Origin of the sequence: Vibrio coralliilyticus ATCC BAA-450 (assembly GCF_000176135.1) — a bacterium.
Classification (GTDB): Bacteria; Pseudomonadota; Gammaproteobacteria; order Enterobacterales; family Vibrionaceae; genus Vibrio; species Vibrio coralliilyticus.
This window is the reverse complement of sequence record NZ_ACZN01000016.1, coordinates 564,490-582,391: the sequence shown is the minus strand read 5'-3', so window position 1 is coordinate 582,391 and position 17,902 is coordinate 564,490. Positions and strand designations below refer to the sequence as shown.

Genomic DNA, 17,902 nt, shown 5'->3' with positions numbered 1-17,902 from the left:
AGACAATGCCAATACCCATTAAGAATTAGTGGTTACTAGCTTAGAACGACGTTTCCCCATGAACGGCCGGCTTGGTGCCTTAACCACCAAGTAAACTGCAGTCGCTGCCAGCACAAACCCTAGCATCCCAAGACCATCAAAAGACTCACCAAATACGAGCCATGCTTGGATTGCCGTCGTTGGAGGCACGAGATAAAAAACCGAAGCCACTTTCGACGATGCACCATTTTCCACCATATAGAGCAGAAGCAGAATCGCAACGCAGGACAGCACAACAACGAGCCAAGTTAGCGTAAAAATGAACTCTGTTGTCCATTGGACTTCCATGGTTTCAAAATGCATTGCATAAGGGAGGAATAAGCAAGCTGCCGCGAGATACTGGACCATAGCACTACCAACCATATCGGCACCTTTGCAATAGCGTTTTTGATACAAAGTCCCCAAAGTGATCCCGATCAGCGACAGCACACACAGAGCGATGGCTGCAAACTTATGCGTCTCCTCTTGCCATTGAGTTTTGCCAATCAAGACTAAACTGATACCTACAAACCCCAGAGCTAAGCCTATCCACTGCGATACTTTGAATTGTTCGCGGCTGAAAGCGACTAATAAGATAGCGGTTAATATCGGCTGAATACCAACCAGAAGCGAGCTCAACCCCGCAGGCATTCCTAAATCAATCGCAATATAGGTACCACCCAGATAAAAGCCGTGAATTAAAACTCCTACCACGCAGCTATGCCAAAACAACTTGCCTTGCGGTATCGAGCGACGCAGTAAAGCAATCAGCAATAAAAAGAACCCTACATTGGCCAGCATGCGAATCGTGAGTAATGTCGCTGGCTCCGCATATTGCAGACCCAACCTAGCTCCTACAAAGCCCGATGCCCAAAGCACCACAAATACAAACGGGATTAACCTCACCAACATGTCATTTCCTCTGGCTTTTTCTCTCCAATTAGCGCTACTTTAATAAGGGACAGATAAATCAAAAAGACACAGATTGAGTATTTTTAATGGGTACAGATTCATTAGCCGACAATAAGTTTGTTCAAGTAGAGCACCACATTCGACAAGCGATTCACAATGGTATTTATCAACCTGAAGACAAACTGCCATCGATCCGCCAACTGGTTGCCGACCTGAACGTCAGCAAAAATACCGTCATTAGAGCCTATCAGGAGATGGAAGCCGAAGAGCTCATTTATGCGGTACCCAAATCAGGCTATCGAGTTAAAGCGACACAGCCAAGGGAGTTGCACCAGCAGCCACCTCAGTCCGTCGATCTGCTGTCTGTGTCGAAAGAAATCCTCAGCTATCCAGAGGAGAAAGAGTTGTTACCGACTGGCTCTGCTCATCCAAACATTCAGACTCCCGCCATCAAATCCCTGTATGCAGAAATAGGTCGTCATAGCAGAATGCAAAGTCACATGCCGAGTCATTATCAACTGCCTCCGGGGAATGATAGGCTCATCAAGCAGTTGGCAAAAATCAGCCGTGATCTTGGTGTCAAAGCCAATCCGAATGATCTAGCCATCACTCACGGAGCTCAACAGGCAATCAGTCTTGCACTTCGCGCTCTAACCACACCCGGAGACATCGTCGCCGTGGAGTCCCCCTGTTACTTTGGAAATCTGCTTTTGATGGAATCACTTGGGCTAAAAGTGGTCGAGATTTCGAGTTGTACCCGCAATGGTATGGACCCTAAAGCGCTCGAAAATGCGATTCAGGAATGGCCTATCGCCGTGATTCTCATAACGCCCAATTTCACTAACCCAACAGGGTCACGGATACCTGAAGAAAGGCGAATTGAACTACTCAACGTTTCTAAAGATATCCCTATTATCGAAGACGACGTTTTTGGCGCACTGGCATTTGATCGTGGCGTATTACCACTGAAAACACTCGATAACCAAGATCGGGTGATCTACGTAAATTCACTCTCAAAGATGCTCGACTCCAGATTGCGAATCGGGTGGATTCTTTCTGGAAAATATCGTTCAGAGATCGAGAAGTATCTGATTTGTGACAATATGGGCAGCTTGAACCTGATGCAATCCGCTGTAGGCGAATTTCTATCGACAGGAAAATATCGACAGCATATCAATAAGATGCAGCGTACCTATCAACAAAACAACCGTCGTTTCAGCCTACTGCTTACAACAGCGTTAAACCGCTATACTGAGCTCCGCAATAGTTACCACCTATCTCAACCACAAGGGTCTTTTTTAGTTTGGCTTACTTTGCCCGAGTCAGTTGACAGCTTCGCTCTCTATAAGGAATGCAATAAACATAAGATCAGCATCCTACCGGGAACTGTATTTGCAACCGCGGATCAATTTCGCCACTGTATCCGTCTGAGTACCGCTAACTTTGAAGATACTCCGGAGTGGCATCAAGGCATCGAACTATTGGCTAAACTGATTCACCAACAAGTTATCGAATCTACACAGACCCTGATATAACTCTCTGATTAAACATTTAAATTTCTCCGTCACTCTCGTATATTAGATTCGACGGATAACCCATCACATACAAGGATGATATCACCATGACTCCCATCACTGCGCAAGAAGTCCTGTCCTTTTGGTTTGAAGAGTTAGAACCTAAAGACTGGTTTGTAAGTAGCGAACAGCTAGATAATACGATCACGCAACGTTTTGGTGACCTATTGCAACGTGCGGCGCAATCTGAGCTTTATAGCTGGCGTACCAACGCTCTTGGTCGACTGGCGGAAGTCATTGTGCTGGACCAGTTTTCACGTAATGTCTATCGTAATACGCCCAAAGCTTTTGCACAGGACCCATTGGCACTAGCTCTTGCACAAGAAGCCATCGCTTTAGGTAAAGATGTCGAGCTTTCACCAACACAGCAGTCTTTTCTCTACATGCCGTTTATGCACAGTGAATCTTCATTGATTCATGAGCGTGCCGTTGAGTTATTCAAAGCACCGGGCATGGAAAATAACTACGAATTCGAGATCAAACATAAGGTCATCATAGATAGATTTGGTCGCTATCCGCACCGAAACGAGATTCTAGGAAGAGAAAGTACTGCCGAAGAAATTGAATTTCTGACTCAGCCAGGCTCTAGCTTCTAACTTCGATAATGAGTACGTTTCTCGCAGGTTTTACGCTCGGCCTTTCATTAATCTTAGCCATCGGGGCGCAGAATGCGTTTGTCCTTAAGCAAGGAATCAAACAGCACCATGTGTTTTTGGTCTGTTTGATTTGCTCTCTTTCAGACGCCATCCTGATTTCTGCTGGTGTTGCAGGGTTTGGTTTAATCGTAGCGAAATTTCCTTTGATTGAACTAGTCGCCCGTTATGGCGGTAGCCTATTTTTGCTCTGGTACGGTCTGCACAGCCTGTATTCTGCTTACACGGCAAATCACGCCCTCAACCCTGCGGGTGATTCAACACAAAGTGCTTTAAAAACGGCATTGATGTGCCTAGCTTTTACTTGGCTAAATCCGCACGTCTATCTGGATACCGTCGTATTGCTTGGCTCCATCTCTACCCAATACGAACCGAATAAATTGCAGTTTGCTCTTGGCGCTGTCAGTGCCTCATTTGTATTCTTTTTCAGCCTTGGATATGGGGCTAAGCGCCTGATTCCAGCTTTCCGCCATGCTCGCTCATGGAAAATACTCGAAGCAATCATCGGAATCATCATGCTTGTGCTAGCGTATAACTTAGTATTTTGATTTTAGGGAGTCACCAACATGATTGAAGTGAAAGGGTTAGATCACATCGTTCTAAGGACGAGTAACATCAAAGATATGCTTCACTTCTATCGAGATATTTTACACTGCCCTATCGAACGCGAACTTCCAGAACTTGGCCTAACACAGCTTCGCGCAGGTAGCGCCATCATTGACTTGGTTTGCGTCGACAGTACGCTGGGTAAACTGGGTGGTAAAGAGCCCAGCCAGAATGGTCGCAATGTCGATCACTTCTGCCTTCAAATCGCGCCACTAGAAGAGAACGCTCTGCTTAACTATCTCGACCAATGCGGGCTTATCTATCAACCCTTTGCAGAACGATACGGTGCTCAAGGCTTTGGTCGCTCAATATATATTCATGATCCAGAGGGAAATGTGGTCGAGCTCAAAGCGCAAATATTGACTTAACACTATCGCTACATTTCTTCGATCATCTCTTTTAATATATGCACCTCATTGGTTAAAAGGACTGTGCTGTGCGTATTGCAATATTGGATGACTATCAAGATCAAGTTCGTCACTTAGACTGTTATAAAAAACTGAATGACCATGATGTCACTGTTTTTTCTGACATCCCCTCAAACGAGAGTCAATTGATCGAACAGCTTCAACCGTTTGAAGTATTAGTTCTGATTCGAGAACGCACCATCATCACTCCCAATCTGCTTAAAAACCTGCCAAACCTTAAACTCATCAGCCAGACCGGAAAAATCAGCAATCACCTAAACCTAACGGATTGCGATCAACATCAGGTGGCTGTTGCCGAAGGCATTGGTTCCCCCATTGCTCCGTCTGAGTTGTGTTGGTCATTAATTATGGCAGCCAGTCGCCATATTCCTGCTTACCTCGAACGGTTCAAGCAAGGGCACTGGCAACAATCTGGACAGCCTACATTAGGGCGGACACTAAATGGACAAACCCTTGGCATTTGGGGCTTTGGTAAAATCGGACAACGCATCGCTAAATACGCTGAAGTGTTTGGAATGCATGTGATGGTCTGGGGCAGTGAATCCTCCAGACAAAATGCTATAGAGATGGGTTACCAAGCCGCAAACAGTCGAGAAACCTTTTTTGAACAATGCGATGTGATTTCACTGCATCTAAGGCTTAACGATGCAACACGCCACATTATCAGTCAGAAAGATTTAGACGCAATGAAGTCGGATTCGTTGCTGGTTAACATCAGTCGGGCTGAACTCATTGAGCCAAATGCGCTCTATCAAACACTGGCTACGGCTCCAACCAAACAAGCCGCCGTGGATGTTTTTGACTATGAGCCCGCGACAAAAGACAACGAACCTCTATTGAGTTTACCCAACGTGATTGCAACACCACACTTAGGCTACGTAGAGCAAGGCAGTTATGAGCTCTACTTTCAACACGCCTTTGACAATATCCTCTCCTTCGCTAAAGGTGACTATAGCAACATCACCAACGCCTATATTCTGGAGTAATGGTCATGATCACACTCATCAACGGAGATATCACTCGAGCTCAAGTAGATGCTATCGTCAATGCGGCTAACCCAAAGATGCTGGGTGGCGGAGGCGTTGATGGTGCAATTCATAGAGCAGCAGGTTCAGAGCTCCTGAAAGCCTGCCAGCAGGTAGAAGCCGTTGATGGTGTGCGTTGTCCTTCAGGCCAAGCAAGAATAACCACCTCAGGTAAATTAAGAGCAAAATATGTTATTCATACTGTCGGCCCTATTTATCATCAAGTTGCTAATCCTGAACAAATATTGCAATCTGCCTATCGTGAATCGCTTAAGCTGGCACTTACTCATCGGTGTCTAAGCATTGCCTTCCCAGCAATTTCTTGCGGCGTTTATGGTTATCCATTTCAGGAAGCCGCCGAGATTGCGCTAACGGTATGCACAGAGAGCCAATTTGCTCAGCTGGACATTCAGTTTTACCTTTTTGGTGAAGAAATGATGACCATCTGGCAACACGTTCAGAACACACTCATTCAGGAACAATCATGATCAGACATATTCTACTTATTCAATTTAAACCGAATGCTTCACCACAGCAGATTGAAGAGCTGAAGAATTCGTTTCTATCTATGCCAACTAAGGTTGAAGGTGTCGATAGCGTAGAATGGGGGCTCAACGACAGCCCAGAAGGGAAAAACAAACACTACACCCACTGCGTTATGATGACGTTTGCTGACGAAGCAGGTCGAGACCGTTACCTACCCCACCCAGAGCATGATGTTTTGAAAGAAATCTTCAGGCCAATCCTTGAAGACATTGTGGTGTTTGATTATACGGTGTAACGCGATGAACCTTTTACAATCCATCCCTGACGATCTAACAGAAGAAGTTTTTGAAGATCTCCTGTCCGGTCAATCTTTTCGCCTTGAGCGCATCGTCTCAAAGGGGCAAAGTTCCGAACCAGATTTTTGGTATGATCAAGACGAACATGAATGGGTCGTGGTGCTAACAGGCTATGCTCGCCTCCAGTACCCTGACGGAGAGGAAGTTGAGCTGAGGGCTGGTGACCATATCAAAATACCAGCCCATACTAAGCATAGAGTCAGCTATACCACGCCAGATGAAGAAACTATCTGGCTGGCGATATTTTATAAGGACTGAGCATGATCTCTTGTAACCAATACGATTACATCGAAATAGCTTGTCTCTACCATATCCCTGTTCGGTTGGTGACGGAGTCGGGCCAGATTGTTGAAGGCAAAGCGATGACAACCAGCTATGATTCCCATCGAAGGGAGTCCATCGTCATCGCGACAGCAACGGGTGAAACACAGCTACCGACCGAAGCCTTGGTTTCTATGACAGCCTTGATAGAAAACCCGCATTTCAAAGACATAAAATTCACTCAGGTCAGTTAGTGCTAGTACAACCTTCATTAGCTTGATGTTAGACTGAACTTCTATTTCATTTAGTGGTAAAAAGGTAATTTGATGAACCCAATTCTAGAGACGTTGAAAGAGAACAACATCAGCGACGAGCAAATCAACGAACTGTTTCAGACGTTGACACAGAACCCTCTAGCGGCCATGGCAACCATCAGCCAACTTGGTCTACCACAAGAGAAGCTACAACTTCTTATGGGCCAAGTAATGCAAAATCCAGCGCTAATTAAAGAAGCTGTTGAAGAGCTTGGTCTAGACTTCTCTAAAGTCGAAGAAGCTAAATCGAAGCTTCAGCAATAAGCAAAAATCAGTCTAGAGAAGCCGCCTATCTTTTGATTGGCGGCTTTTTTATATCAGGAGGACTTTTGATAATCAGATTGGCTACTGGTAATACTACTCAACAATGACATCGAACCTGATCGACTGAAAAAGCCATCTACTCTCCCAGATGAATCACTTAACTCTTAATCTAATCTGAGTATGCTTAGTCCTCGATTATAGCGCTCTACAAATTTCTAACATTGAACTTTTTTGCCCACCAGCAGTCATATGTTATAACATAACAAAATCATTATTATTACAGTACAAATGAGCAAAATCGACGGCTTATTCGAGCCATGTATACGCCTTATAAAACGAATCTCTGGTGCTAAAAATAGCTTCTCTTCAGCTCACCATGATCGTATGCAAGAAAGTAGGTGCAATAAGATCGGGCTTTTTCTCGCATTGATTATTGCTCCCTCAGTACAGGCCCACCCTCACTCTTGGATCGATTTGAAGACCTATATTCAAGGCAAAAACGGAATGATCACAAGTTTGAAGATGGAGTGGACATTTGACGCGATGACATCCGCCTACATGTTAGACGGAAAAGATATGAGCGCTGAAAATGAGCAATCATCTTTGCAAGAGGTATCCGCCTCTGTGCTAGAGAATATGCTGTATGAACACTACTTTACCTATTTCTATGATGGCGAAGCGCCTATCAAATACAAAGTCGCTCAGAAAGGGACTCTAGCCCGTAATCGGTCAAAACTCGTTCTGAGCTTCGAACTGCCTCTTTCAAAACCCCAACCCGTGACACGAGATTCTCTACGCTTACTTATTTTCGAACCCAGTTACTATGTCGATATGGCCTGGAAATCACCCAATGACGTGGTTTTGTCTCCAGAACTGGATCGACAGTGTGATTTAGAGATGATTGAACCAAACCCTACTCCTGAACAGATGAGCTATGCAATGTCATTACCAGCGGATGCAGACCCAGATAATGCATTAGGACAGCTGTTTACCCAGACCGTCAAAATCAACTGTGCGAGCATCCCTTCCATCTAAACATGAATCATGAGTACAAATATGAAACCGCTGACGATTAATACTCCGGCGCGTCAAGAAAGCACGCCTTTACGTCCGTATCAAGCTTGGCTGGTCGCCCTTGCAGTCACAGCAATATTAGCTGTATGCCTTTATCAGCTCTGGCTCGCATGGCCGACACTGGTCGTCAAAACGGCACACTGGCAAAGAGAGGTCAATAGTCAGCTTGCAGACTTACTCTACGATGCGAAAGAAAACACGCTCATAGCTGGTAGCTACCTGATTGGCTTTAGCTTCTTGTATGGCATGCTTCATTCGCTTGGCCCCGGACATGGAAAAGTAATTGTGACCACATACTTGGCTACTCACCCAACTAAAGTAAAAGCGAGCTTGGTGATAACGGTTGTTTCCGCCATGCTTCAGGCTATAGTCGCCATTACCTTGGTGACGGTCTTAGTGTGGGGGTTTAATGCCTCGATGCGGGTAGTCAACCAGCAAGCTTCGCTTTTCGTGACATTCAGCTTTGGTCTGGTCGCCTTATTCGGTGGGTTGATCATGTACAAAGCCCTGAAAAATATATATAAGTCGATACGCAAACCACGAATTCGAGTAAATTCAGTAACACCACTCGCCACGCCTTTCTCAGGGAAACTAGCACCAATTGGAAATAGCTCGTTAAGCGATCCTCATAGCAGCTTTACTCAATCAGCACATCAACATAGCAACACGTGCGGTTGTGGGCACAACCACGTAGCTGATGCTGATGCCATTAATCAGGCGTCCACATGGCGCGAATATCTTGCCATTATTAGCACTATTGGCATTAGACCTTGTACTGGTGCAATTATGGTGCTGCTTTTTGCCAACGTTGCTGGCTTGTATTGGATGGGCGTACTCAGTGCCATACTGATGGCTGCGGGAACAGCTCTTACTACGTCTATGATTGCTATGATGACATTGACTGGCAAACATGTAGTTAAGCGCTACCTCGTTAAGGCTAACAGCAAAAGCAAAGGGTGGAGTGTTACTGGATCTTACATCCAGCTTATTGGTGGCATACTTCTCATTGTTATCGGTGTTTTACTAATGGCAGGAGAAAATTACGGCATGTCTCCCGTTTTCTCAGTCTAGAACGTTACTCGCACTGCCACGCAATATAGGTCTATATGGGCGTGTTGGGATATACCATACTTTCAATCCAATCAGCGGACTAACTAAGCCTGCTGGACATGTACACACATCCAGCAGACTTAGAATCTATCTCAATCATATTTGGAAAATTAAAAACTTTGTTGACAATTTAATCTCATTGAGTGTTATGTTATAACATCTCATTTAATGTTTGATTTTATGAAAAAGTTATCTCAGACCGTTATGTTCGCTTCACAGCTTTCCGCTTGTGGCCCTCAGGGTTGGCGAGCGGTTAACGAAGTAAGTTTAAACATCAAAGCAGGCGAATGTATTGCAATAATCGGCCCCAACGGAAGTGGTAAGTCTAGTTTGCTGAAGGCCCTTTCTGGCGAATACCAAGTTACCAGTGGCGAGTTAAAAATTTGTGGCACAAACCTCGAAGACCAAACTCCGCAAACATTAGCAAAGACGATCGCCATTGTTGCACAACATGAAAACGCCGACCCACGATTAACTGTCCGCGAGTACGTTAGACTCGGACGAGTACCTCACACATTCTGCTGCTCGCTCCAAGAACATGAGGCTGCCGTCAACCAAGCGTTAGAAGACGTCGGCTTGTTAAAGATGGAACATCGCCTTCTTGGGTCTCTTTCTGGAGGTGAATTGCAGCGAGCGAATATTGCGCGTACGTTCGCTCAGAAGCCAGAATTACTGCTATTAGACGAACCGACCAATCACCTTGATCCACTAGCACGCATAGAGTTACTTGAGCTTGTAAAACGAAGAGGAATTGCGGCGATCGTGGTCCTGCATGATTTGACTCTAGTCGCTCCTTTTGCAGATAAAGTGCTACTCATGTCTGAACAAAAAATGTTGGTATGCGCTGCTCCGAATATCGTTTTGCGAAATGAGTTCATCGCTCCGGTGTTCGGACTCGACGTATTTACTTTCAGCCATCCACAAACCAATAGCGTGGTTTTCCATTTCGAAGCCACGCCCCATCGCCACTCTAACTTATCAAAAGGAGCCGCCTAATGAAGTGGTTTATGTTACCAATCCTGTTTGTTCCACTGGCCACAGCCAACGCTGCAGTGACGCACTACCCCGTCACAGTTGATAATTGTGGTAGCCCTCTGACAATTGATGCCCGCCCGACTCATGCCGTATTTCACGATATCAATATGACTGAAATGGCTTTTGCTCTCGGCCTACAAGACAGCATGGTTGGTGTGACAGGCATTACAGGCTGGTACAAAATGTCTCCCACTTTCGAGCGCACGCTGGGTAACATCCCAGAGCTGGCTGCAAAATACCCCTCTCTTGAGACATTAATTGCATCAAAAGCTGACTTCTTTTTTGCTGGTTGGAACTATGGAATGAAAGTCGGTGGCGAAGTTACACCAGAAAGCTTAAAACCATACGGGATAGACACTCTGGTTTTATCCGAAAGCTGCATTCACATGGATAAGTCCTTACAAGCAGCTAGTATGAACTTACTTTATGAGGACGTACAAAAGCTTGGAGTCATCTTTGACCGTCAAGACAAAGCAAACAAGTTGGTGAAAGCCTGGAAGCAGAGAGTTGAGGCAGTACAACATAAAAGTGCTAACTCAGGGGAAGCCTCTCCAAAGGTATTCTTGTACGACTCAGGAGAAGATAAGCCTTTTACAGCTGGTAAGTATGCAATGCCTAACGCAATGATTCAGAAAGCCGGAGGCAAAAACATTACCGACAACATGGAAGCAAGTTGGGCAACTACCTCTTGGGAGTATGTTGCTAAGCAGAACCCTGATGTCATCATACTACTCGATTATCAGACAGCTAGCGGTGCAGACGCACTGAAAAACTTTCTGGAACAGCACCCTCTTATGAAGCACACTAACGCCGTGAAAGCTCATCGCTACGTCAAACTCCGCTATGAACAACTCACCCCGGGGCCTGCCAACATAGAAGCTATTGAGAAGTTATCCAATGCGTTTTTCCCGCAATAGCTTAACGTTAGTGCTGGTCTCTATGCCAATCTCTAAATATCACCTAGCATGGCTACTTGGAATCAGTGCTATGCTGGTTTCATTTGCTCTGAGTTTGATGCACGGCTCTGTGCCACTCTCATTCCATGAGGTTGTACGCGGTCTGGCTTCGTTTAACAGTGAAGAAGCCACGATGACTAGTCTTATTTTGGTTGATTTGCGATTACCCCGTGCATTGCTAGCCATAGTCGCAGGAGCAGGACTAGCGATGGTTGGTGCTTTGCTGCAAACAACGACACGAAATGATCTGGCGGACCCTTTCATTTTTGGCCTTTCCTCGGGAGCATCTGCGGGCGCGGTTTTAGTGATAACCTCTCTTGGAAATACGCTAGGCACTTGGTCACTTCCCATAGCGGCTTTCTCCGGTGGTATTGTCTCAGCAACGACTGTGTTATTTCTTTTTTCAACTCAGAAAAAGCGCGGTAACAACGATCTGGTTCTCTGCGGCCTTGCCATCTCTTTTTTGTTTAGCGCCCTAACCAGCTTTTTAATTTTTTCTGGCGATCAGCGCGCTGCTAGCTCCATTCTATTCTGGACGATGGGTGGCCTGGGTTTAGCTCGTTGGGACAACTTAATTTTCGCTGCGCTAGGATTACTATGCGTTGTTGTACTCGCGCTGTATCGCCATCGCGACTTAGATACTTTACTCGTCAGTGAGCAAACAACACGGTCTTTAGGGATAAATGTACATCGGCTGCGAAGCGAAATTTTTATCTGTTGCGCTTTCTGTACCGCTGCAATTGTCGCCCTAACTGGAGTTATTGGTTTTATCGGGCTCATGGTCCCCCATCTGGTTCGTCCTTTTTCTGGAATGACTCATAAACTCGCACTTCCATTAGTTGCAGTCTGGGGGGCAGTAATACTGCTGTTTGGTGACATAGCAAGCCGAACAATTCTGGCACCTCAAGAATTGCCTGTCGGTATTGTCACTGGAGCATTAGGTGGTGTGTTCGTGCTTTACCTAGTGTGGAAAAGGCCAACTCGATAAAAACAAAGGGCTCCAGATGGAGCCCTTTCACTTACGATGTTGTGTTTTTTTATTAGTCTAATCTTAGTGTCACGCCAGAGTAGCTAGAGTAACCTCTTAGCATCACGTGATAAGTTGTACCTGGTGTTGCTGATAGGCTGCACTGTTCAGTGTTACCGTAACGGTAAGGGCGGCAGTCGTAGCTGCTAGTAGTTGGTTTGCTGCCCGCTTTTACGTACAGATCCGCATCTCCAGTGCCGCCGGAGATAGAAACTGCAACGTTAGACGCTGAATCAACAGTGAACGTGTAGAAAGTTTCAGAAGAGCGTGCACCCGCTAGGTCAGTCACTGGCGTACCTTTTACGAGTACATCGCCGGTTGGTGGAGGCGTTGTACCACAAGACGCGTTTACACCTACTGTAGTGAATGCATCTTCAACATCCGATACGTTGTAACCCATATCAGCTGCTGCTTTGGCTACGCCACAAGCACCTGCATCAAACGTGCTGTTTGCTGTCCAGTAAAGTTGGTTCGCCAGCGTAAAGATTTCGAAACCTTTACGTACATCCCAACCCGCTTTGTTAGCCAGCAAGTAGAAGGCACGGTTGTACACACCACTTGAGTAGTGAACGTTCAGGCCATCGTAGTATTGAGAAACATGGTCGATAGAGCGGCCATCTTTTGATGGAAGATCGAAGTAACGTAGGCCACCTTCAGACTTAAAGATGTCTGCACCAACAACCCAGTCAACAGAACCTTTCATGTAGAATTCCGCTGCTTCACCTGCAATATCAGAGAAGGCTTCGTTCATACCACCTGACATGTTGGAGTACACCAACCCTGAGTTTTGCTCGGTGAAACCGTGGCTCACTTCGTGTGCACTCACGTTAATGTCAACCAATGGATAGAATGTGTTCTGACCATCGCCAAATGTCATTGATGAACCGTTCCAGAACGCGTTTTCATAGTTGTTGCCGTAGTGAACACGCATGGTTAGCTGGAAGGTTAACGGTGAAGTATTCATCCAGTCTTGGTACATATCAAACACAACTTTACCAAAGTAATGTGCATCGTTCAGAGGCGAATAAGCGCCATTCACATACTTGTGGTCGTTGAAATTGGTATCGTCATTACACGGATAGCTGAATGCTGTACTACCTGAAGTACCACCATTCAAATCCACGGTTTTCACCGCTGAGTTGTTCATCGTACAGGTTGTGCCTGATTTATCGACGATAAATCCCGGATAGTCCGTACCGAAGTTGTATTGACCTGTCTTTTGGTTACCACCAGGGCCTGTACCTGTCGCTTGAGCGTGGTTTATGCCTTCCCAATGTTTCAGCACTTCACCTGTTGTAGCATCAACCAAGTAGAATGGGCGTCTTGGTACCTTTGCCGCAACAAAAAAGTCTACCATGTAAACGACTTTTGCAGTTTGAGAGTCATCAAGCCACACCATCAGCTTCGATTGGGAGTTTTCGAACGGAGCATCAGAAGCCCCAAGAGAGTGCTTCTTAAATGCATTTTTCGCTGCTGCGATCGCTTGTTTCTCATCCAGAGTGGGAGCAACTGTTGCCAAGTCACCACTGATTCCCTGTGCCATGACACCGTAAACTTCATTCTGGCTGCTTTTGGTCTGAGTGGCGACTACAGAGGTGTTAAACACAGGTAGGCCCATGTGTGTCTGTTGATAACGAACTTTGACTTTACCATTAGGTAAAACGACTCGTTTCACTTCAGCGAAGCCGGTTTCCAACGGAACTACGCTGTTTGACTGAGCTTTTAGTGCTTGTTGTAGTAATGCATCGTTTTCAACTTTAACCATCTCTGCGGCTGTAACTGGTAGGCTAACTCCTAATCCAGCAGCAATCAGCCAAAGCATTTGACGTTGTTTCATTTTACTTTCCTGTTATTGGTATAAAATCCTTCTCCCCAACGACTCAATAGGAAGTGTCTCTGCGATAAATCGCACCAATAACATGAGCGATAGCTGCACAATCAAGCAAGTTACATACGAAATTATAATTCTTACAGTGGAAACAAAAAACTACACGAATTACTCATTAAATTTTGAATACGAGAAAATTTGATCAAGAAGTGATCAACAAAACAATCAGATAGCGACAAATGATAATTTTATGCCACTAAAAACGGACATATTTCTATCATTAGTGACGCGTGACATTCAGTCACATTTTTTTCTTTTTATTTCATTAATTTACAGAACATCAGATATAATAAAAGCCCCACACAATGTGGAGCTTTTAATGACAGAATTAATTGTAGTTAGATTAGCGACTTAGTGTGTAGCAGCACTCCAGGTCATAGTCGTCACCATTTTTCGCCGTGTACTCTTTTGCTTCAGTACATGCACGTGGTTTGCCTTTCTCATCCCCTTTCACCAAGCTGATCCAATGGCGCATCGCAGAAATTTCACTGCTTTCCTGAGGGAACATAGTGCAGGTCTCTAGTTGAATGTCATCAATTTCAACCAACTCTACACAGCCTGTGCCTTTATGATTGCCGAATGTCAGTTCAACATGGCTTCCTGTGCCATCTCTAAACAAGATAGATTCAGGATCTTCTTTCTCACCAGTGTAAGCAACAAAGTGTTTAGAGTGCTTCAAACCACTGTGACTACCATCTTTGAAATAAGCCATTACATGGCGATAGTCGATAACATATGCGGTAACGTCTTTGTGTGAGCCACTCTCAAGTGGAAATAGACGATCTAGCAATTGTTTTGCTTTTACTTGCTTCTCGGTGGTTTGATTTGAATTCATCTTTTCTACCGCGAAGACTGCTTCAGCGATAAATGGCTTGTCTTGTTTTTGGATTTCTGTTTTATCGAAAGTAAGCATATTCATAGTGTTTCCCTCGCGGATATTTCACAACTTTTCTGTCCTAGAGCAAATATTTCAAACTTGCGTTTAACTGATTGCAGATTTGTGACTTTGCTTACTTTGTATACTAGTGAAATTTTGACTACAATTTCACAACAAAAATTTTACAATGTGAATTTTACAAAATGATGCTGTCAAAAAGTCTAATTCGTCAGTCCCACTTTTTAGGGACCAAGATTCGAAACCTACGTAAACGCAACCATTTAACCATGGAAGATCTGTCAGCTCGCTGTATACGAGTTAATCCGGAATACGCCCCTTCTGTCTCCTATCTATCAATGATTGAGCGTGGAAAGCGTGTCCCTAGTATTGATATGTTGGAGGTCATCGCTGAAGTTTTCCAAAAAGATCCGACCTGGTTTCTGGATGATGAACCTGAACAGGCCGATATCACACCTGATAAAGGTAATAGAGGTGGCATTAGTGGAATGGCACTTGAGCCAAGCTTCCTCTTCTCTAATGAGATTTTACAAATTGCTATTCCAGAAATGCTCTCTCAAACCGGTATTACCGGCCGCCAGTTTGCTCACTTATTGATCCGTGCCCATCAGGAGAGCAACCAAAACCACTTTCCTGATCTAGAACGTGCTGCAGAAGAAGTCGGATTAAAACGCCTTAATTTGTCTGCTGAAGATCTGATGGATATTGCTCGTAGTATGGGGCTAACCATCCGCTGGGTGTCGCGTCCACCACAAGATATTGTCGATGAACTTGGAGTTAGCGCAAAGCAGGTCGTCACCTCTTTCTTTGAACCGCCTGGTTTTATCTATTTAAACGAGATTCTGAAACAATACCCGACTCGCCTGAAATACGATTTGGCCGTCTACATCGGCCATTGTGTCCTGCATAGTAAAGAGGGATTAAAGAGCGTCTTGTCTGTTGGTCACGCCAATAGCTGGGAAGAACACAACCAAGCCGCACCAACCTCAGATCTCAACTCTCAGGATATTTTACAAGCATGGCGAGATTTTGAATCGAGCTTTTTTGCTGGTGCTCTGTTATGTCCAAAGGTGCCTTTCCGCCAGTTGCTCGACCGTAGCGGTTACGAGATTGATGTTCACCTCAAAGCAGGGGTTTCCCCTTCTGTAGCAATGCGCCGAATGACGGTGGTGTCACCTTATCCACACTGGCATTACTTTGATGCCTATGGCCAGAACAAGCTGAAAGCGGTTTATCGCGGTAATGGCATCCCGCTTCCTTGGGGAAACATGCGCAAGGTTAACGACCCTTGTCAGCACTGGGCGGTATTCAGAAGACTTTCTGAGCCTCAAAACGGCAGCTCAGCGCAAATCTCTATTCTCAATGTTGGTGACGAGCCAAGAATCTACTGCTGTGAATCAGTCAACATGACTGACCCTGCGGGCAACAATCGAGTTCTCTGCGCGGGCATCGATTTAAACCCAGCGATCGACGCTCAAGGTGGTGACTCACGTAGTATCGCCGAAGAGCTGAAGTCATTGTGTGTTGATAACGGAGGCAGTGCTTCAATTCCTCGTCATATCCAAAGAGAGTTCACCACGATTGCCAAGATTCTCAATATTAACTGGATTGAGCGAGGTATTCAGACCGACGCAAGGGTGATCTGTTCCAGAGGCGCTGTGTGCCCTCGAAAACCAAGCTGCTATAACGGATGTCAGGAAAATGTACTGATGTGAGTTGTAAGGGCCTAAAAAGAAAAAAAGCCAATCACAATAATCGTGATTGGCTATATATGAATGTGAACAAAAATAAGGTTCACTAACAACGTCAGTTGGCTAGGTGACCCTCGGCTTAATAAGGGTCATTACTACTAAAGCATGAAGCGTGCCAACTTTAATTATCAATAAAAACCATTGTTTTTGTTCACTTCTGCATCAGATGCATGAAAACCATACGCATAATCCATTTCTAAATTGCACTTGATTGCAAAATGCAAATATCAAACAAATGCATTTTGCAAATTACAGGCTTTCTCCTAATTCGATTTGATATCCCAAGTCAATACTCGCTTTCCAGCTTTCAACACCTTTAAGGCGTTGAATTAATTGCTGTGCTGCAACTTGGCCGATCTCTTCACGTGGCGTAATCACTGTCGCTAGTTTTGGCGTCATTGCCTGACTGATGTCATGACCATGAAATCCAACAATCGCCATTTGTTCTGGGATTTTTATTCCTCGTCTCTGGCATTCAAACAAAGCACCAATGGCTAAATCGTCATTGGTACAGAAGATACCGTCTACCTCAGGGTGCTTTTGTAAAAGCTCACCTAATAGTTTAGCGCCCAAGGTAAACGACGAAGCTTCCTCCGTCTGGAGAGTAACTGGCGCTTTTCCCTGCTCTTGAAGTGCCAACTGATAACCGTCCATCTTTAGTCGGGTCCGCTCATCCATCCGCGCAGCAAAATACGCAATGTTCTCTCTTCCCTGCGCTAACATGGCTTTTGTCATGTCACGAGCCGCAAGCCTGTTGTCAAACCCAACAGCCTGCTCAATGCGAGGCGAGAATGAATCCATGATTTCCACCACAGGGATTGATGCGGTTTCCAGCATCTTGCGGGCCCTGTCGGTATGAACATTCTCTGAGAGTATAATGGCATCAACGTTATACGACAGCAGAGAAGCAATGCTCTTTTCTTCAAGCTCTTCACTGTAGCCGTAGTGTGCGATCATCGTTTGGTAACCTGCTGGTGTGGTCACCGATTCAATACCACGTATCACTTCAGCAAAAACCTGGTTAGTTAAGGAAGGAACCAGCACACCGATAGCATTCGACTTCGCATTGGACAGAATATCCGGTGCGCGGTTGGGAATATATCCCAGCTCGTCCACCGCCTGATTAACCTTTTCTTGTATTGCTTGAGAGACAAGAGAAGGGTCGCGTAGACAACGACTGACAGTCATTTTTGTCACCCCAACTTTATCTGCAATATCTTGCAACGTAGGGCGTTTTTTCTTATTGGCCATTGATGATGTTTCTTTCTG

The 17,902-nt window shown here is 45.2% G+C and carries 20 protein-coding genes; 16 read left to right on the top strand and 4 right to left on the bottom strand.

From position 1 onward, the window contains the following. Nucleotides 1–18: 18 nt before the first annotated feature. On the bottom strand, nucleotides 19–930 hold the full coding sequence (locus VIC_RS13805) for a DMT family transporter (protein WP_006960590.1): 912 nt from the start codon (nucleotides 928–930) through the stop codon (nucleotides 19–21). Nucleotides 931–1,016: 86 nt separating this feature from the next. Between VIC_RS13805 and VIC_RS13800 the strand changes: the two genes are divergently transcribed. The 15 genes from VIC_RS13800 (at nucleotide 1,017) to VIC_RS13730 (ending at nucleotide 12,060) form a co-directional block, all read left to right on the top strand. After that, nucleotides 1,017–2,465, top strand: coding sequence for an aminotransferase-like domain-containing protein (locus VIC_RS13800; protein WP_006960589.1), 1,449 nt, complete (start codon nucleotides 1,017–1,019; stop codon nucleotides 2,463–2,465). 86 nt (nucleotides 2,466–2,551) lie between these two features. Continuing rightward, nucleotides 2,552–3,100, top strand: coding sequence for a DUF924 family protein (locus tag VIC_RS13795; protein ID WP_006960588.1), 549 nt, complete (start codon nucleotides 2,552–2,554; stop codon nucleotides 3,098–3,100). Between the two features lie 8 nt (nucleotides 3,101–3,108). Continuing rightward, a complete protein-coding gene (locus VIC_RS13790; RefSeq protein WP_006960587.1) occupies nucleotides 3,109–3,705 on the top strand; it encodes a LysE/ArgO family amino acid transporter in 597 nt (198 codons plus the stop codon). An 18-nt stretch (nucleotides 3,706–3,723) separates the two neighbouring features. Next, nucleotides 3,724–4,131: a VOC family protein gene (locus VIC_RS13785; protein ID WP_006960586.1), complete on the top strand. Its 408-nt coding sequence runs from the start codon at nucleotides 3,724–3,726 to the stop codon at nucleotides 4,129–4,131. A gap of 68 nt (nucleotides 4,132–4,199) precedes the next feature. After that, entirely contained in the window at nucleotides 4,200–5,177 is a 978-nt protein-coding gene (locus tag VIC_RS13780; protein WP_006960585.1) for a D-2-hydroxyacid dehydrogenase family protein, read from the top strand. Next, a complete protein-coding gene (locus tag VIC_RS13775; protein ID WP_039951946.1) occupies nucleotides 5,177–5,704 on the top strand; it encodes an O-acetyl-ADP-ribose deacetylase in 528 nt (175 codons plus the stop codon). The genes VIC_RS13780 and VIC_RS13775 overlap by 1 nt, the downstream gene beginning before the upstream one ends. Further along, nucleotides 5,701–5,997: a Dabb family protein gene (locus tag VIC_RS13770; RefSeq protein ID WP_006960583.1), complete on the top strand. Its 297-nt coding sequence runs from the start codon at nucleotides 5,701–5,703 to the stop codon at nucleotides 5,995–5,997. The genes VIC_RS13775 and VIC_RS13770 overlap by 4 nt, the downstream gene beginning before the upstream one ends. A gap of 4 nt (nucleotides 5,998–6,001) precedes the next feature. Further along, complete coding sequence (locus VIC_RS13765; protein ID WP_006960582.1) at nucleotides 6,002–6,316, top strand: cupin domain-containing protein; 315 nt, start codon at nucleotides 6,002–6,004, stop codon at nucleotides 6,314–6,316. 2 nt (nucleotides 6,317–6,318) lie between these two features. Beyond that, a complete protein-coding gene (locus tag VIC_RS13760) occupies nucleotides 6,319–6,573 on the top strand; it encodes a Rho-binding antiterminator (RefSeq protein WP_006960581.1) in 255 nt (84 codons plus the stop codon). Nucleotides 6,574–6,645: 72 nt separating this feature from the next. Then, complete coding sequence (locus VIC_RS13755) at nucleotides 6,646–6,897, top strand: DUF2999 family protein (RefSeq protein WP_006960580.1); 252 nt, start codon at nucleotides 6,646–6,648, stop codon at nucleotides 6,895–6,897. 288 nt (nucleotides 6,898–7,185) lie between these two features. Next, a complete protein-coding gene (locus tag VIC_RS13750; RefSeq protein ID WP_006960579.1) occupies nucleotides 7,186–7,932 on the top strand; it encodes a DUF1007 family protein in 747 nt (248 codons plus the stop codon). Nucleotides 7,933–7,953: 21 nt separating this feature from the next. Then, nucleotides 7,954–9,042: a nickel/cobalt transporter gene (locus VIC_RS13745; RefSeq protein WP_006960578.1), complete on the top strand. Its 1,089-nt coding sequence runs from the start codon at nucleotides 7,954–7,956 to the stop codon at nucleotides 9,040–9,042. Between the two features lie 219 nt (nucleotides 9,043–9,261). Continuing rightward, nucleotides 9,262–10,077 (top strand): ABC transporter ATP-binding protein, encoded by an 816-nt coding sequence (locus tag VIC_RS13740; protein ID WP_006960577.1) that lies wholly within the window; start codon nucleotides 9,262–9,264, stop codon nucleotides 10,075–10,077. Continuing rightward, on the top strand, nucleotides 10,077–11,033 hold the full coding sequence (locus VIC_RS13735; RefSeq protein ID WP_006960576.1) for an ABC transporter substrate-binding protein: 957 nt from the start codon (nucleotides 10,077–10,079) through the stop codon (nucleotides 11,031–11,033). The genes VIC_RS13740 and VIC_RS13735 overlap by 1 nt, the downstream gene beginning before the upstream one ends. A 70-nt stretch (nucleotides 11,034–11,103) precedes the next feature. Beyond that, entirely contained in the window at nucleotides 11,104–12,060 is a 957-nt protein-coding gene (locus tag VIC_RS13730) for a FecCD family ABC transporter permease (RefSeq protein WP_039951944.1), read from the top strand. A 52-nt stretch (nucleotides 12,061–12,112) separates the two neighbouring features. Here the strand turns inward: VIC_RS13730 and VIC_RS13725 are convergent, their stop codons facing one another. Both VIC_RS13725 and VIC_RS13720 read right to left on the bottom strand, forming a co-directional pair. Then, entirely contained in the window at nucleotides 12,113–13,936 is a 1,824-nt protein-coding gene (locus VIC_RS13725) for a M4 family metallopeptidase (protein WP_006960574.1), read from the bottom strand. A 394-nt stretch (nucleotides 13,937–14,330) separates the two neighbouring features. Continuing rightward, complete coding sequence (locus VIC_RS13720; RefSeq protein WP_006960573.1) at nucleotides 14,331–14,906, bottom strand: aldolase/citrate lyase/malate synthase family protein; 576 nt, start codon at nucleotides 14,904–14,906, stop codon at nucleotides 14,331–14,333. Between the two features lie 161 nt (nucleotides 14,907–15,067). On the opposite strand from VIC_RS13720, the gene VIC_RS13715 reads away from it, so the two are divergent. Beyond that, nucleotides 15,068–16,597 carry a DUF3612 domain-containing protein gene (locus VIC_RS13715; protein ID WP_038158333.1) on the top strand — a complete coding sequence of 510 codons (1,530 nt, stop codon included), beginning with the start codon at nucleotides 15,068–15,070 and terminating at the stop codon, nucleotides 16,595–16,597. Nucleotides 16,598–16,882: 285 nt separating this feature from the next. Here VIC_RS13715 and gntR read toward each other — a convergent pair whose 3' ends face one another. Continuing rightward, nucleotides 16,883–17,884 (bottom strand): gluconate operon transcriptional repressor GntR, encoded by a 1,002-nt coding sequence (gene gntR / locus VIC_RS13710; protein WP_006960571.1) that lies wholly within the window; start codon nucleotides 17,882–17,884, stop codon nucleotides 16,883–16,885. Between the last annotated feature and the right edge of the window lie 18 nt (nucleotides 17,885–17,902).

Excerpts from the sequence above, each read along its gene's own strand:
- VIC_RS13805 (WP_006960590.1), bottom strand. The coding sequence starts at position 930 with ATGTTGGTGAGGTTAATCCCGTTTGTATTTGTGGTGCTTTGGGCATCG.
- VIC_RS13800 (WP_006960589.1), top strand. The coding sequence starts at position 1,017 with ATGGGTACAGATTCATTAGCCGACAATAAGTTTGTTCAAGTAGAGCAC.
- VIC_RS13795 (WP_006960588.1), top strand. The coding sequence starts at position 2,552 with ATGACTCCCATCACTGCGCAAGAAGTCCTGTCCTTTTGGTTTGAAGAG.
- VIC_RS13790 (WP_006960587.1), top strand. The coding sequence starts at position 3,109 with ATGAGTACGTTTCTCGCAGGTTTTACGCTCGGCCTTTCATTAATCTTA.
- VIC_RS13785 (WP_006960586.1), top strand. The coding sequence starts at position 3,724 with ATGATTGAAGTGAAAGGGTTAGATCACATCGTTCTAAGGACGAGTAAC.
- VIC_RS13775 (WP_039951946.1), top strand. The coding sequence starts at position 5,177 with ATGGTCATGATCACACTCATCAACGGAGATATCACTCGAGCTCAAGTA.
- VIC_RS13770 (WP_006960583.1), top strand. The coding sequence starts at position 5,701 with ATGATCAGACATATTCTACTTATTCAATTTAAACCGAATGCTTCACCA.
- VIC_RS13765 (WP_006960582.1), top strand. The coding sequence starts at position 6,002 with ATGAACCTTTTACAATCCATCCCTGACGATCTAACAGAAGAAGTTTTT.
- VIC_RS13760 (WP_006960581.1), top strand. The coding sequence starts at position 6,319 with ATGATCTCTTGTAACCAATACGATTACATCGAAATAGCTTGTCTCTAC.
- VIC_RS13755 (WP_006960580.1), top strand. The coding sequence starts at position 6,646 with ATGAACCCAATTCTAGAGACGTTGAAAGAGAACAACATCAGCGACGAG.
- VIC_RS13750 (WP_006960579.1), top strand. The coding sequence starts at position 7,186 with ATGAGCAAAATCGACGGCTTATTCGAGCCATGTATACGCCTTATAAAA.
- VIC_RS13745 (WP_006960578.1), top strand. The coding sequence starts at position 7,954 with ATGAAACCGCTGACGATTAATACTCCGGCGCGTCAAGAAAGCACGCCT.
- VIC_RS13740 (WP_006960577.1), top strand. The coding sequence starts at position 9,262 with ATGAAAAAGTTATCTCAGACCGTTATGTTCGCTTCACAGCTTTCCGCT.
- VIC_RS13735 (WP_006960576.1), top strand. The coding sequence starts at position 10,077 with ATGAAGTGGTTTATGTTACCAATCCTGTTTGTTCCACTGGCCACAGCC.
- VIC_RS13730 (WP_039951944.1), top strand. The coding sequence starts at position 11,104 with ATGCTGGTTTCATTTGCTCTGAGTTTGATGCACGGCTCTGTGCCACTC.
- VIC_RS13725 (WP_006960574.1), bottom strand. The coding sequence starts at position 13,936 with ATGAAACAACGTCAAATGCTTTGGCTGATTGCTGCTGGATTAGGAGTT.
- VIC_RS13720 (WP_006960573.1), bottom strand. The coding sequence starts at position 14,906 with ATGAATATGCTTACTTTCGATAAAACAGAAATCCAAAAACAAGACAAG.
- VIC_RS13715 (WP_038158333.1), top strand. The coding sequence starts at position 15,068 with ATGATGCTGTCAAAAAGTCTAATTCGTCAGTCCCACTTTTTAGGGACC.
- gntR (WP_006960571.1), bottom strand. The coding sequence starts at position 17,884 with ATGGCCAATAAGAAAAAACGCCCTACGTTGCAAGATATTGCAGATAAA.